The sequence below is a fragment of the Kitasatospora sp. NPDC059747 genome, from assembly GCF_042732955.1.
Lineage (GTDB): Bacteria > Actinomycetota > Actinomycetes > Streptomycetales > Streptomycetaceae > Kitasatospora.
This window is the reverse complement of the sequence record NZ_JBHWGV010000079.1, coordinates 30,083-44,838: the sequence shown is the minus strand read 5'-3', so window position 1 is coordinate 44,838 and position 14,756 is coordinate 30,083. Positions and strand designations below refer to the sequence as shown.

Below are 14,756 nucleotides of genomic sequence, written 5' to 3'. Positions count from 1 at the left end.
CGCCGGCGCGGGGCTCGGAGCGCCCCGCCCGCGCCGCCGGGGGGGCCGGCGCGCCCGGGAGGGTCCGTCGGCGCGCGGGGCGGGCGCGCCCCCCGGGCCCCCCCCCCCCTTCGTCATAGCGCTTCGTACGCGGGAGGCTCAGCCGAGCCGCGACTCCGCCCGCCGGGCGCGGACGTCGCCGACCTTCTGGCCGACCTTGCGCCGGATGACCAGCAGCGGCGCCATGGCCGCGAGCGCGATCTGGGCGAAGGCGCCGACGTGCAGGAGCAGGTCGCCGCCCGGCAGGCCGGTGGCCCACGCGGCCAGGCAGCCGATGGAGACCACGATCCAGCACAGCGTGGCGGTGGCCAGCAGGCCCTGCGGCTTCGGGTACTCGATCCGGCTGACCATCAGGTACGCGGCGCCGAAGATGGCGACCAGACCGGGCAGGAACGGCGGGTCGAGCAGCACGATCGCGATGACCGTCATGGCGCCCATCGGGCAGGGCATGCCCTGGAACACCCCGGGCCGCATCTTCACGGCCGAGAAGCGGGCCAGCCGCAGGACCACCGCGAGCAGCACCGTCAGCGCGATCAGCGCGGACAGCGGCCGGTTGGAGCCCTGCGAGACCATGCCCCAGACCGCGACGAAGTAGGCCGGCGCGATGCCGAAGCTGATCAGGTCGGCCAGGTTGTCGAGTTCGGCGCCCAGGGCGGAGGAGCGCAGCTTGCGCGCCACCAGGCCGTCGAAGAGGTCGCACATCGAGCCGATCAGCAGCAGCGTCACCGCGGTGGCGGCGCTGTGCCGGTCCGGAGCGACGTCCGGGTTGGTGATGTGCGGGATCAGGACCCCGGTGGTGATCGAGTAGATCGCCAGGAAGCCGCAGACGGCGTTCCCCAGGGTCAGGAAGTCGGCGGTGGACAGGTGCTGCGGCGAGCGCGGCGCGCGGAGCTCGCGGTCGCGTGCCCAGCGGCGACGGCGCAGCGCCGTCTCCTCGTCGTCCAGGCCGACGATGGTCTCAGGATCAGTCACGGTCAAGGCGTGTCACCCCGGCTGTGGTCTTCTGGCCGACCTCGACGCCGACCTCGACGCCGGCCGGCAGGTAGGTGTCGACCCGGGACCCGAACCGGATCAGGCCGATCCGGTCGCCCTGGGCGACCTTGGTGCCGGCGTCGACGTAGGGCACGATGCGGCGGGCCACGGCCCCCGCGATCTGCACCATCTCGATGTCGCCGAGCTCGGTGTCGAAGTGCCAGACGACCCGCTCGTTCTGGTCGCTGTCCTTGTTGAACGCGGGCACGAACCCGCCCGCGACGTGCTCGACCGACGTCACCGTGCCGGGCAGCGGCGCGCGGTTGACGTGGACGTTGAGCGGGCTCATGAAGATGGCGACCCGGGTGCGGCCGTCCGGCCAGGCGTCGATGCTCTGCACCACGCCGTCGGCGGGGGAGATCACTCTGCCCGTGCCGATCTCACGCTCGGGGTCGCGGAAGAACCACAGCATGCCCGCGCCGAGCGCGCAGGCGGGTACCGCCGCCAGGGCCCACTTGCCGCTGCGCCGGGTGAGGGCGGTGGTCACGGCGGCCGTGGCGAGGGTGGGGACGAACCAGGGGGTGGCTCCGCGCGCGATGGTCACGCGGGGTCGCCGACCGGCCGTCGTGGCTGCGAGGGCATCGCGGTCCGTGACGGAGGTGTGAGGGGACGGGCTGATGGGCATCGAAGACCTTTGTCGCGGGGGATCATGGCCGCTGGACGGGGGCCACCGCGGGATCGGGTAAGAGAGGGACGGCTGCTGTCCCGGTGGATGCTATCGGGAGCACACGGTGGGTGGGCAACCCGCCTGCTCGTTCCGCAGGCGCGAGGTCACGCCTACTCATACGACCGTAGCTCGGCCCCGTCCGGTTCCCAAGGGCCCGGACGGGCCTGGTGACTCTTGTCTCAGCGGGTGCGCCGGGGGAACGCCGCGTCCGCGCCATCCGCTCCCGGACGCCCCGGGACGGCGCCGCGACGGCGTGCGGAAGCGGCCGCGGGGCGCGTAGCTGCAGCTCTACGCCCTGCGGCCGCTTCCGGGGCCGTGCCGGACCCCAGGCGGACCAGGCCGGGGCCGTCGTGGCACGGCGGGATGCCGGGACGGGCCCGCACGCCCGTCGGCCGGCTGTTCCGGGGGCCACCCGTCGAGCCGGGGTGGCCCGGAGGTCACTCGGCGATCCGGTACTCCTCCAGGAGCCGGCGTCCGACGATCATCTTCTGGATCTCCGCAGTTCCTTCACCGATGAGCAGCATCGGGGCCTCGCGGTAGAGGCGCTCGATCTCGTACTCCTTGGAGAAGCCGTAGCCGCCGTGGATGCGGAAGGCGTCCTCGACGACCTCCTTGCAGTACTCGGAGGCGAGGTACTTGGCCATGCCGGCTTCGAGGTCGTTGCGCTCGCCGCTGTCCTTCTTGCGGGCGGCCATGACCATCATCTGGTGGGCGGCCTCGACCTTGGTGGCCATCTCGGCGAGCTTGAACTGGATCGCCTGGTGCTCGGCGATCTTCTTGCCGAAGGTGGAGCGCTGCTGGGCGTAGGAGATGCCGAGCTCGAAGGCGCGGCGGGCGACCCCGCAGCCGCGGGCGGCGACGTTGACGCGGCCGACCTCGACGCCGTCCATCATCTGGTAGAAGCCGCGGCCGGGGACGCCGCCGAGGATCCGGTCGGCCGGGATCCGGACGTCCTGGAGGACCAGCTCGGTCGTGTCGACGCCCTTGTAGCCCATCTTCTCGATCTTCCCGGGCACGGTGAGGCCGGGGACGGTCGGGTTCGGGCCGAATCCGGCCGTCTTCTCGATCAGGAAGGTGGTCATGTTCTTGTACGGGCTGCTGCCGCCCTCGTCGGTCTTGCACAGGACCGCGACGAGAGTGGAGGTGCCGCCGTTGGTGAGCCACATCTTCTGGCCGTTGAGGACGTAGAAGTCGCCGTCCTTGACGCCCTTGGTGGAGATGGCCGAGACGTCGGAGCCGAGGCCGGGCTCGGACATCGAGAACGCGCCGCGGATCTCGCCGGCCGCCATCTTCGGCAGGAAGTAGTCCTTCTGCTCCTGCGTGCCGTGGGCGTTGATCATGTGCGCCACGATGAAGTGCGTGTTGACGATGCCGGAGACGGACATCCAGCCGCGGGCGATCTCCTCCACCACGAGGGCGTAGGTGAGCAGCGACTCGCCGAGGCCGCCGTACTCCTCGGGGATGGTGAGGCCGAAGAGGCCGAGCTGCTTCATCCCCTCGACGATGGCGGTCGGGTACTCGTCCTTGTGCTCCAGCTCGGTCGCGACCGGAATGATCTCCTTGTCGACGAAATCCCGCACGGTGGCGAGGATGTCCCGCTGGATCTCGGTGAGGCCGTCGGTCTGTGCGAGGCGTCCCATCGTGCGGCTCCGATTTGTCGTGAAAAGTCGGGGGGGGGGGATTGCCGGGGGCCCTGCCGGCGTGGCTGCGGCAGCAGGGCCCCCGTTCCGGGTGGGGGTCGGCCGATGACGGCGGCCTGCCCCTCCGGGGCATTGGGAGGGGAAAAGCGGTTCAGGAAAGAGGGGTGGGACGGCCGGGCTGCTCGCCGCCGCGCTCCTTGATGTACGTCTCGGTCGGCACCATCACCTTGCGGCGGAAGATGCAGACGACCGTGCCGTCCTGCTTGTACCCCTTGGTCTCGACGTAGACGATGCCCCGGTCGTCCTTGGACTTGGAGGGCCACTTGTCGAGGACGGTGGTCTCGCCGTAGATCGTGTCGCCGTGGAAGGTCGGCGCGACGTGCCGCAGCGACTCGATCTCCAGGTTGGCGATCGCCTTGCCCGAGACGTCCGGGACGGACATGCCGAGCAGCAGCGAGTAGATGTAGTTGCCCACGACGACGTTCTTCCCGAAGTCGGTCGTCTTCTCCGCGTAGTTGGTGTCCATGTGGAGCGGGTGGTGGTTCATGGTGAGCAGACAGAACAGGTGGTCGTCGTACTCGGTGACGGTCTTCCCGGGCCAGTGCTTGTAGACCGCGCCGACCTCGAACTCCTCGTAGGTGCGTCCGAACTGCATGGTGCTACGCCTCCGGGATCTCGAACTTGGTGGTGCGCTCCATGCCGGCGGCCCGGCCCTTGCCGGAGATGACCAGGGCCATCTTGCGGCTGGCCTCGTCGATCATCTCGTCGCCGAGCATCGCCGAGCCCTTGGCGCCGCCCGCCGCGGAGGTGCAGTAGTCGTAGGCGTCGAGGATCAGCTCGGCGTGGTCGTAGTCCTCCTGCGAGGGCGAGTAGATCTCGTTCGCGGCGGCGACCTGGTCGGGGTGCAGCACCCACTTGCCGTCGAAGCCGAGGGCGGCGGAGCGCCCGGCGACCTCGCGGTAGCCCTCCTGGTTGCGGATCTGCAGGTACGGGCCGTCGATCGCCTGGAGGTCGTTGGCGCGGGCGGCCATCAGGATGCGCATCAGGATGTAGTGGTAGGCGTCGGCGTTGTAGCCGGAGGGCTGCTCGCCGACCACCAGGGACTTCATGTTGATCGAGGCCATGAAGTCGGCGGGGCCGAAGATGATGGTCTCCAGCCGGGGCGAGGCCTCGGCGATGGCGTCGACGTTGATCAGGCCCTTGGCGTTCTCGATCTGCGCTTCGATGCCGATCTTCCCGACCTCGAAGCCCATGGTCTTCTCGATCTGGGTGAGGAGGAGGTCGAGCGCCTTGACCTGCTCGGCGTCCTGGACCTTCGGCAGCATGATGCAGTCGAGGTTGGGGCCGGCGCCCTCGACGACGGTGATCACGTCGCGGTAGGTCCAGTGGGTGGTCCAGTCGTTGACGCGCACGACGCGGGTCTTGCCGCCCCAGTCGCCGTTGTTGAGGGCGTCGACGATGGTGTGGCGGGCGCTCTCCTTGACCAGCGGGGCGCAGGCGTCCTCCAGGTCGAGGAAGACCTGGTCGGCGGGCAGGCCCTGGGCCTTCTCCAGGAAGCGCGGGTTGCTGCCGGGCACGGCGAGGCAGGAGCGGCGCGGGCGCAGGCGGTTGACAGTGGTCATGAGGGTGGTTCTGTTCCTTCCCAGTGGTCAGCTGGTCAGCTGGTCAGTTCGTGGCCGGGGCCGGTGCGGGCGTCCACGGCTGGAGCTTGTTGGCCAGCCGGATCTCGTCCACGATCCGGCCGATGATGGTCGTGATGCCGAAGTCCTTCGGGGTGAACACGGCGGCGACGCCGGCGGCCTTGAGGGCCTCGCCGTCCGCTGCCGGGATGATGCCACCCACGATCACCGGGACATCCTCCACCCCGGCCCGCCGCAGGCGCTGCAGCACGTCGGGCACGAGCTCGGAGTGCGCGCCGGAGAGGATCGACAGGCCCACGCAGTGGACGTCCTCCGCGACGGCCGCGGAGACGATCTGCTCCGGCGTGAGCCGGATGCCCTGGTAGACCACCTCGAACCCGGCGTCGCGGGCCCGGACGGCGATCTGCTCGGCGCCGTTGGAGTGCCCGTCCAGGCCGGGCTTGCCGACCAGCAGGCGCAGCTTGCCGGCGCCCAGCTCCTCGGCGGTGGCGGCCACGGCGGCGCGCACGGCGGCCAGTTCGCCGCCGGGCTCGGCCGCGACCGCGACCGGGGCGCCGCCGACGCCGGTGGGGGCGCGGTACTCGCCGAAGACCTCGCGCAGGGCGAAGGACCACTCCCCGGTGGTGACGCCGGCCCGGGCGCAGGCGAGCGTGGCCGGCATCAGGTTGGCGTCGGTGGCGGCGACGGCCTTGAGCTCCGCCAGCGCCTCCTGGGCGGCGGCCTCGTCGCGCTGTCCGCGCCAGGCCTCCAGGGCGGCGAGGACGGACTGCTCGGAGGCCGGGTCGACGACCATGATCGCGGTGTCGAGGTCGGCCGTGAGCGGGCTCTCCTCGGTGGTGTCGAAGCAGTTGACGCCGACGATCTTGTCCTCGCCGGACTCGATCCGGGCCCGGCGGGCGGCGTGCGAGGAGACCAGGTTGGACTTCAGGTAGCCGGACTCGACGGCCGGGATCACCCCGCCCATCTCCAGCACCTTGGCGATCTCCGCCTCGGCGCCGGCCAGCAGTTCGGCCGTCTTGGCCTCGATGACCTCGGAGCCGTTGAAGATGTCCCCGTACTCCAGCAGGTCGGACTCGTAGGCGAGCACCTGCTGGATCCGCAGCGACCACTGCTGGTCCCACGGCCGGGGCAGGCCCAGCGCCTCGTTCCAGGCCGGGAGCTGGACGGCCCGGGCGCGGGCGTCCTTGGAGAGCGTGACGGCGAGCATCTCCAGCACGATCCGCTGGACGTTGTTCTCCGGCTGCGCCTCGGTCAGGCCCAGCGAGTTGACCTGCACGCCGTAGCGGAACCGGCGCTGCTTGGGGTCCTCGACGCCGTAGCGCTCGCGCGTGACCTTCTCCCACAGCCGGGCGAAGGCGCGCATCTTGCACATCTCCTCGACGAAGCGCACGCCGGCGTTCACGAAGAAGGAGATCCGCGCGACCACGTCGCCCATGCGCTCGGCCGGCACCTGCCCGGAGTCGCGCACCGCGTCGAGCACCGAGATGGCGGTGCACATCGCGTAGGCGATCTCCTGGACGGGCGTGGCCCCGGCCTCCTGCAGGTGGTAGCTGCAGATGTTGATCGGGTTCCACTTGGGGATGTTGCCGACCGTGTAGGCGATCATGTCGGTGATCAGGCGCACCGACGGGCCGGGCGGGAAGACGTGCGTCCCGCGCGACAGGTACTCCTTGACGATGTCGTTCTGGGTGGTGCCGGTGAGCTTGGCGGCGTCGGCGCCCTGCTCCTCGGCGACCACCTGGTAGAGCGCCAGCAGCCACATCGCGGTGGCGTTGATCGTCATCGAGGTGTTGGTCTGTTCGAGCGGGATGCCGTCGAACAGGGTGCGCATGTCGCCGACGTGGCCCACCGGCACGCCGACCCGGCCGACCTCGCCGCGGGCGAGGATGTGGTCGGAGTCGTAGCCGGTCTGGGTCGGCAGGTCGAAGGCGACGGAGAGGCCGGTCTGGCCCTTCGCCAGGTTCCGCCGGTAGAGCGCGTTGGAGTCGCTCGCGGTGGAGTGTCCGGCGTAGGTGCGCATCAGCCAGGGCCGGTCGCGCTTCTGCGGCTCGGTCATCGGATCGGCCTCAGACGTTTCGGAAGCGGTTGATCGCGTCGAGGTGCGTGGCGCGGAACTCCGCGTCGCGCACGCCCAGGCCCTCCTCGGGGGCCAGGCACAGCACGCCGACCTTGCCCTGGTGCTTGTTGTGGTGCACGTCGAGGGAGGCCTGGCCGGTCTCCTCCAGGGAGTAGACCTTCGACAGGGTCGGGTGGATCTTGCCCTTGGCGACCAGGCGGTTGGCCTCGTAGGCCTCGCGGTAGTTGGCGAAGTGCGAGCCGACGATCCGCTTGAGCGACATCCACAGGTAGCGGTTGTCGTACTGGTGCATGTAGCCGGAGGTGGAGGCGCAGGTGACGATGGTGCCGCCCTTGCGGGTGACGTACACCGAGGCGCCGAAGGTCTCCCGGCCCGGGTGCTCGAAGACGATGTCGACGTCCTCGCCGCCGGTGAACTCGCGGATCTTCGAGCCCAGGCGCTTCCACTCGCGCGGGTCCTGGTTCTGCTCGTCCTTCCAGAACCGGTAGCCCTCCGCCGAGCGGTCGATGATCGCCTCGGCGCCCATGGCGCGGCAGATCTCGGCCTTCTGCGGGCTGGAGACCACGCAGATCGGGGTGGCGCCGCCGGCCAGCGCGTACTGGGTGGCGTACGAGCCGAGGCCGCCGCTGGCGCCCCAGATCAGCACGTTGTCGCCCTGCTTCATGCCGGCGCCGTTGCGCGAGACCAGCTGGCGGTAGGCGGTGGAGTTGACCAGACCGGGGGAGGCGGCCTCCTCCCAGGTGAGGTGCTTGGGCTTGGGCAGCAGCTGGTTGGTCTTCACCAGGGCCAGCTGGGCCAGGCCGCCGAAGTTGGTCTCGAAGCCCCAGATGCGCTGCTCCGGGTCCATCATCGTGTCGTTGTGGCCGTCCGGGGACTCCAGCTCGACCGAGAGGCAGTGGGCGACGACCTCGTCGCCGGGCTTCCAGGCGTTGACGCCGGCACCGGTGCGCAGGACGACACCGGCCAGGTCGGAGCCGAGGACGTGGTACGGCAGGTCGTGGCGCTTGGTGAGCGGCGACAGCCGGCCGTAGCGCTCCAGGAAGCCGAAGGTGGAGACCGGCTCGAAGATCGAGCTCCACACGGTGTTGTAGTTGACCGCGCTGGCCATGACGGCGACGAGGGCCTCGCCCGGGCCCAGTTCGGGCAGGGCGACGTCGTCGAGGTGGAGGGACTTGCGGGGGTCCTTGTCGCGGCTGTCGAGGCCGGCGAACATCTGCTCCTCGTCCTTGTGGAGCGTGACCGCCCGGTAGGACTCGGGGAGCTGGATCGCTGCGAAGTCCTCCGCCGTGGCGTCGTTGCTGAGGATCGCGTCGAGGATTTGCTGCATGGCTCTGCCTCCGGAGGCGTACCTGTGTGAGGGCGCACAGGGCGTCTGGGGAAGGCCGGGAGCGGACACCGGCTTCGCTGTGGTGGGTGGTGGGCGGGGTCAGGCTGGTCGGCCCGGCCGTGGGCCGGGTGGTACTCGCTCTGCTCCCGGGGTGTGGGAACACCGGACGACGGCGCGCCGAGGTGGGGAGCCGCGGCGCCGCGACTGGTGAGTAACAACGTAGTGGCACCCTGTGCCAGCCGTAAAGACACCGGGTGTCAGGAATTTGGCCGACTTCCGGCGGCTGTCATGGACACCCGAACGGGGACGAAAAGGGCCCGCCGCCGATTCCTCGGCGCGGGCCCTTTTTGACCTTCGTTTCCTCCGTGACCTGCGGAAATGCTCCCGTCAGATGTGCCCGGAGCCGCTCAGCGCGGCCCGGATGCTGTCCACCACGACGTCCAGCGGAGCGTCCGTCCGGGCGACTGTGATGAGTACCTCACCTCCGGGGCTGGCACTCAGTGCGCTCTCGGCGAGCACCTCCCCGGGCGCCCCACTGGCACCGGGTGCCACCAGGGACCCGCGGCGCCTGGCACCGGGCGCGCTGGACGCCCAGAAGGTCCGCCGGATCACCTCGAAGGAGTGGTCCAGCTGCGCCTCCACGTCACCCCGGCCGCCGGCCCGCAGCCAGCGCCGCAGCACGTGGTTGTGCGCCGCGACCACGGCCGCCGCCGACACCTCGGCCAGCATCGAGTCGTCCTCGCCGCCGCGCTGCCAGCCCGAAGGGATGTCCTCGCCGGTGTCGAAGCGGCCCAGCAGGTACCGGGTGAACAGCCGCTCGTACCGGGCCACCACGGCGATCTCCCGCTCGCGCAGCGCCGGCACCTGGCGGATCAGCTGGTACCGCGCGACCGACACCCCCGGGGTGGAGGCGTACATCCGCAGCACCTCCTTGATGCCCCGGCAGACCACGTCGAGCGGGTGCTCCTCGGGCTCGGCGCTGGCCAGCAGGTCCGCGACCCGGACGAGCGTGTCGTCGTGGTCCGGGAAGATCGCCTCCTCCTTCGACCGGAAGTACCGGAAGAAGGTGCGCCGGGCGACCCCGGCCGCCGCCGCGATCTGGTCGACGGTGGTCTCCTCGTAACCCTGCGAGGCGAACAGGTCCATCGCGGCCGTGGCCAGGTCCTGGCGCATCTGCAGGCGCTGCGCCGCGGCCCGGCGGCTGCCCGGGCCGGCGTCCGGGCCGGTGCCCCCGGCCGACGTGGCCGGCCGGTCGGCGGCGCGCGGTGCGGCGGACTGCTGCGGGGTGGCTGACTGAACCCGATCCATGTCCGGAACGCTACACGGCCCCGGCTGCGCCCCGGCGGCCCTTCCCCGGCGGACCGGTGAGACCGGGCCGGTCACGGCCGGGCGCGGCCAGCGGGCCGACACCGTCCCGGGGTTCCAGGCCGAGCGCGGCTGCCCGGCCGTCGGCGCGCTCCCGGCCGGCGCCGCCCCGCGGGGAGCGGCGCCGCCGGGCTGCGGCACGGTCACCGGCGCGCGTGGTCGCGGAACCCGCGGCCGGTCTTGCGGCCCAGGCAGCCCGCCGCCACCAGGTGCTCCAGCAGCGGCGCGGCGGCCAGGCCCGGCTCGCGGAACTCCTGGTGCAGCACCTGCTCGATGGTCAGCGAGACGTCCAGGCCGACCACGTCCAGCAGCTCGAACGGGCCCATCGGGTAGCCGCAGCCGAGCTTCATCGCGGTGTCGATGTCGTCCACCGTCGCGTAGTGCTCCTGGAGCATCCGCACCGCGTCGTTCAGGTAGGGGAAGAGCAGCGCGTTGACGATGAAGCCGGCCCGGTCCCCGCACTCCACCGGGTGCTTGCGCACCTTGGCGCACAGGTCCAGGACGGTCGCGGTGACGTCCGGCGCGGTCAGCACGGTGGAGACCACCTCGACCAGCTTCATCGCCGGCGCCGGGTTGAAGAAGTGCATGCCGACGACGTCCTGCGGCCGCGAGGTGGCGGTCGCGCAGCTGATCACCGGCAGCGAGGAGGTGGTGGTGGCGAGCACCGCGCCCGGCCGGACGATCTTGTCCAGGGCCGCGAACAGCTCCCGCTTGACCGCCAGGTCCTCGGCCACCGCCTCGACCACCAGGTCGACCTCGGCCAGCTCCGCGTACTGCCCGACCGGCGTCACCAGGGCCAGCGCCGCGTCCCGCTGCTCGGCGCCCATCCGGCCCTTCGCCACCGAGCGCTCCAGCGACTTCGCCAGCTGCGCCTTGGCCCGGTCCGCCTTCTCCTGGCTGCGCGCGGCCAGCAGCACGGCGTACCCGGACTTGGCGAACACCTCGGCGATGCCGGTCGCCATCGTGCCCGAGCCGCACACGCCGACCGTCCGCACCTCGCGGCCCGCCACCTTCGGCCGCGCCGGGCCGGTGGCCGCGTCCACGGCCTTGGAGGAGCCCGGCGCCTCGTAGGTGTAGAAGCCCCGGCCGGACTTGCGGCCCAGCAGACCGGCCGACACCAGCTGGCCGAGGATCGGCGCGGGCGCGTGCAGGCGGTCCCTGGACTGCTCGTACATCGCCTCCAGGACGGTCCGCGCGGTGTCCACGCCGATCAGGTCGAGCAGTGCCAGCGGGCCCATCGGCAGGCCGCAGCCGAGCCGCATCGCGGCGTCGATGTCCTCGCGCGAGGCGTACTTGGACTCGTACATCGCGGCGGCCTGGTTCAGGTACGCGAACAGCAGGCCGTTCACCACGAAACCGGCCCGGTCGCCGGCCGCGACCGGCTCCTTGCCGAGGTCCCGGGCGAACCCGGCGGCGTCCTCGGCGACCTGCGGGGCGGTCAGCACCGTGCGGACCACCTCGACCAGCTTCATGGTGTGGACCGGGTTGAAGAAGTGCAGGCCGAGCACCCGGTCCGGGCGGGCGGTCGCGGCGGCGATCCGGGTCACCGACAGCGCGGTGGTGCCGGTGGCGAGCACCGTCTCCGGCGGGCAGATCCGGTCCAGCTCGGCGAAGACCTCACGCTTGAGCTCCAGCTGCTCGGGCACCTCCTCGATCACGAGGTCGGCGCCCGCGGCGGCGGAGAGTTCGTGGCCGACGGAGATCTGCGCGAGCAGGGCCGCGCGCTCCTCGGCGGTGATCCGCGCGCGCTCGACGGCGTGCGCGGTGGCCTCCTCGATCCGGGCCAGGGCCCGGGCGGCCGAGTCCTCGGTGGCCTCGATGCCGATCACCCGGCGGCCGCTCTTGGCGACCGCCACCGCGACGCCGGCACCCATCGTGCCGAGGCCGACCACGGCGACCGTGGGGAAGGGACGCTGCATGGTCCTGACTCCTAGTCATGAAGGGCCCGCGCGCGCTCCGGCGGACGTGCCGCCGCGCCCGTGCGTACGCAGGGGGCGGCAGCCCGCCGGAGGAGGGTCCGCGCGCGGGGGCTGGAGGGATGACGGGTGCGGCCCACCCGCGCGGCGGCCGGTCCGCTCCGGCCGAACTGCGGGTGTGCCGTCGTGCTCAGGCGCTCGGAGGTGAACGGAGCGGCGCTGACGCGAGGAGGGAAACCCGGCCCGCCGCGGTTCGCGGCACCGGCCGGTGAAGGACGCACGGCACCCGTCGGTGCGGCTCCCGAAGCCCGACGGCGGTGCGTGCGGCCACTGTAGCGAAGCTACTGCCCAGTAGGAAGAGGGCGGACGGCGGCAAAACCACCCCACCCCGAACGGGTGAACGGGAGGACGCGCGTCCGTTCCAACCACCCGATCGAGGAGTTACGCGGACCCACCCGGAGGGGCAGCATGAAGGCATGACTGCTGACACCATCGCCGTCGCCGTGGACGCCCACGCCGCCGTCGAACTGCCCCCGCGCGCCGAGCGCGCCCGGCAGGCCGAGGCCGCCGCCGACCGGCTCCGCGCGGCCGGGGTCGAGGCGGTCGCCGTCACCTGGGTGGACAACGCCGGCATCACCCGGGTCAAGGCCGTGCCGCTCGGCGGCCTCGTGCACGCCGCCCAGTGGGGCGTCGGCGCCGCCCCCTGCTTCGACGTGTTCCTCGCCGACGACGCCATCACGACCAGCCCGATCATCGGCGGCCCCACCGGGGACCTGCGCCTGTACCCCGACCTCGGCCGGGTCGTCCCGCTCGCCGCCCAGCCCGGCTGGGCCTGGGCCCCGGGGGACCGGCACACCCAGGCCGGCACCCCGCACCCCGGCTGCCAGCGGCTGTTCGCCCGCCGGATGGAGGCCACGGCCGCCGCGCGCGGCATCGGCCTCAAGGCCGGCATCGAGGTCGAGTGGGTGGCCGCCCTCGCCGGCGCCCCGGCGGACGAGCCGCAGTACCCCACCCACGGCCCCGCGTACGGGATGCACCGCCTCACCGACCTCTCCGACTACCTGCGGGACGTCCTGCGCGCCCTCGGCGAGCAGGGGCTCGACGTCCTGCAGATCCACCCCGAGTACGCGCCGGGCCAGTTCGAGGTCTCCGTCGCCCCCGAGGGCCCGGTCGCCGCCGCCGACACCGCGGTCCTGGTCCGGCACACCATCCGTGCCGTCTCCAACCGGCACGGCCTGCGGGTCTCCTTCGCACCCGTGGTCGAGGCCGGCACGGTCGGCAACGGCGGCCACCTCCACCTGAGCCTCTGGCGGGACGGCCGCAACCTCGGCCGCGGCGGCTCCGGCCCGCACGGCCTGACCGCCGAGGCCGAGGGCTTCCTGGCCGGCGTGCTCGCCGCGCTGCCCGAGCTGCTCGTGCTCGGCTGCTCCAGCCCCGCCGGGTACCTGCGGCTCGTGCCCTCGCACTGGGCCGGCGCCTACCAGTGCTGGGGCCTGGAGAACCGCGAGGCCGCGCTGCGCCTGGTCACCGGCTCGGCGGGGGAGCGCTCCGCCGCGGCCAACGCCGAGGTCAAGTGCTTCGACGCCAGCGCCAACCCCTACCTCGCGGTCGGCGCCGTGCTCGCCGCCGGACTCGCCGGCATGGAGCAGCGCCTCGCCCTGCCACCGGAGTTCACCGGCGATCCGGCCGCCGCCGCGCCCGGCACGGTGCCCCGGCTGCCGGCCCGCCCGGCCGAGTCGATCGCCGCCTACGAGCGCTCGGCGGTGCTCCGCGAGGCCCTCGGCGAACCGCTCTACCAGGCGGTGCTCGCGGTCCGCCGGGCCGAGGCCGAGCAGTACGCCGACACCACCCCCGAACGCATGGTGGCCGCCACCCGCTGGCGGTACTGACCGGTGCTCCTCGACGTCCCCGCGCTGGTCGACCACCACTGCCACAGCGTGGTGGCGGCCGACCTCCCGGACGACGCCCTGGCCGGGCTGCTCACCGAGTCGGACCGCCCGCCCGCGCCCGGCACCACGCCCTTCGACAGCGCCCTCGGCCTCGTCGTCCGGCGCTGGTGCCCGCCCGCGCTCGGCCTGCCCGCCCATGCGCCGGCCGACGAATACCTCGCCCGCAGAAGGGAGTTGGGTGCTGCCGAGGCCACCGGCCGACTGCTGGCCGCCGCCGCGCTCGACACCTGCCTGATCGACACCGGGCTCACCTCCGCCGCGGGCCGCCCGCTGCTCCCGCTCGGCGAGTTCGCCGAGGCCGCCCGGGTCCGGGTGCGCGAGGTGATCCGGCTGGAGACGGTCGCCGAGGCGGTGCCCGCGACGGCCGGGGGCTGGCCGGAGGCCGTCCGCGACGCCCTGGCCGGGGCCGCCGCCGGGGCCGTCGCCGTCAAGTCCGTCATCGCCTACCGGCGCGGCCTCGCGGTCCCGCCCGAACGGCCCGCCCGGGCCGCCGTGGTGGCCGCGGCGGGGGCCTGGCAGCGCGCCGGGCGCGGTCGGCTGACGGACCCGGTGCTCCTGCACCACCTGCTGTGGACGGCCGTCGACGTGTGCGCCGAGCTCGGCCTGCCGATCCAGCTCCACACCGGCTTCGGCGATCCCGACCTCACCCTGCACCTGGCCGACCCGGCCCTGCTCACCCCCTTCGTCCGCGCCGCCGAGCCGAGCGGCGTCCCGCTCGTGCTGCTGCACTGCTACCCGTACCACCGGCAGGCCGCGTTCCTCGCGCAGGCCTTCCCCACGGTGTACGTCGACCTCGGTCTGACGGCCTCGTACACCGGCCCCCGGGTGGCGGCGGTGCTCGGCGAGATGCTGGAGCTGGCGCCGTTCGGCAAGCTGCTGTTCTCCACCGACGCGTACGGCCTGCCCGAGCTGTACCTGGTCGGCGCCGCCCAGTTCCGTTACGGGCTGGGCGAGTTGCTCGCGGAGTGGCGGGCCGCCGGCGCCTGCTCGGCGGCCGACGCGGAGCGGCTGGCCCGGATGGTCGCCGCGGACAATGCCCGCCGGTTGTACACCCTTTAGGTGGTAGGCGTCCCAACCGGCCCGTGGACCATCACTTTTTAACAC

General features: G+C 72.5%; 11 protein-coding genes. 2 read left to right on the top strand and 9 right to left on the bottom strand.

Annotated elements, in window-relative coordinates:
- Nucleotides 1–138 precede the first annotated feature (138 nt).
- The 9 genes from ACFV4G_RS29300 to ACFV4G_RS29260 form a co-directional block, all read right to left on the bottom strand.
- Nucleotides 139–1,017, bottom strand: a complete 879-nt coding sequence (locus ACFV4G_RS29300) for a CDP-alcohol phosphatidyltransferase family protein (protein ID WP_380445125.1) — start codon at nt 1,015–1,017, stop codon at nt 139–141.
- Complete coding sequence (locus tag ACFV4G_RS29295; protein WP_329926306.1) at nt 1,004–1,696, bottom strand: phosphatidylserine decarboxylase; 693 nt, start codon at nt 1,694–1,696, stop codon at nt 1,004–1,006. Before ACFV4G_RS29295 ends, ACFV4G_RS29300 begins: the two co-directional genes overlap by 14 nt.
- Before the next feature lie 479 nt (nt 1,697–2,175).
- Nucleotides 2,176–3,378, bottom strand: coding sequence for an acyl-CoA dehydrogenase family protein (locus tag ACFV4G_RS29290; protein ID WP_380445124.1), 1,203 nt, complete (start codon nt 3,376–3,378; stop codon nt 2,176–2,178).
- Nucleotides 3,379–3,529: 151 nt separating this feature from the next.
- Complete coding sequence (locus tag ACFV4G_RS29285) at nt 3,530–4,033, bottom strand: MaoC family dehydratase (RefSeq protein ID WP_045704019.1); 504 nt, start codon at nt 4,031–4,033, stop codon at nt 3,530–3,532.
- A gap of 4 nt (nt 4,034–4,037) precedes the next feature.
- Complete coding sequence (locus ACFV4G_RS29280) at nt 4,038–5,000, bottom strand: HpcH/HpaI aldolase/citrate lyase family protein (protein WP_380445123.1); 963 nt, start codon at nt 4,998–5,000, stop codon at nt 4,038–4,040.
- A 43-nt stretch (nt 5,001–5,043) separates the two neighbouring features.
- Entirely contained in the window at nt 5,044–7,074 is a 2,031-nt protein-coding gene (locus ACFV4G_RS29275; protein WP_380445122.1) for a protein meaA, read from the bottom strand.
- A 10-nt stretch (nt 7,075–7,084) separates the two neighbouring features.
- Nucleotides 7,085–8,422: a crotonyl-CoA carboxylase/reductase gene (gene ccrA, locus ACFV4G_RS29270; RefSeq protein WP_380445121.1), complete on the bottom strand. Its 1,338-nt coding sequence runs from the start codon at nt 8,420–8,422 to the stop codon at nt 7,085–7,087.
- Nucleotides 8,423–8,809: 387 nt separating this feature from the next.
- Nucleotides 8,810–9,730, bottom strand: coding sequence for a TetR family transcriptional regulator (locus tag ACFV4G_RS29265; RefSeq protein WP_380445120.1), 921 nt, complete (start codon nt 9,728–9,730; stop codon nt 8,810–8,812).
- A 200-nt stretch (nt 9,731–9,930) separates the two neighbouring features.
- Nucleotides 9,931–11,706, bottom strand: a complete 1,776-nt coding sequence (locus ACFV4G_RS29260) for a 3-hydroxyacyl-CoA dehydrogenase family protein (RefSeq protein WP_380445119.1) — start codon at nt 11,704–11,706, stop codon at nt 9,931–9,933.
- Nucleotides 11,707–12,179: 473 nt separating this feature from the next.
- On the opposite strand from ACFV4G_RS29260, the gene ACFV4G_RS29255 reads away from it, so the two are divergent.
- Together ACFV4G_RS29255 and ACFV4G_RS29250 are read left to right on the top strand one after the other, a co-directional pair.
- Complete coding sequence (locus ACFV4G_RS29255) at nt 12,180–13,592, top strand: glutamine synthetase (protein WP_380445118.1); 1,413 nt, start codon at nt 12,180–12,182, stop codon at nt 13,590–13,592.
- Between the two features lie 3 nt (nt 13,593–13,595).
- A complete protein-coding gene (locus ACFV4G_RS29250; RefSeq protein ID WP_380445117.1) occupies nt 13,596–14,711 on the top strand; it encodes an amidohydrolase family protein in 1,116 nt (371 codons plus the stop codon).
- Nucleotides 14,712–14,756 lie beyond the last annotated feature (45 nt).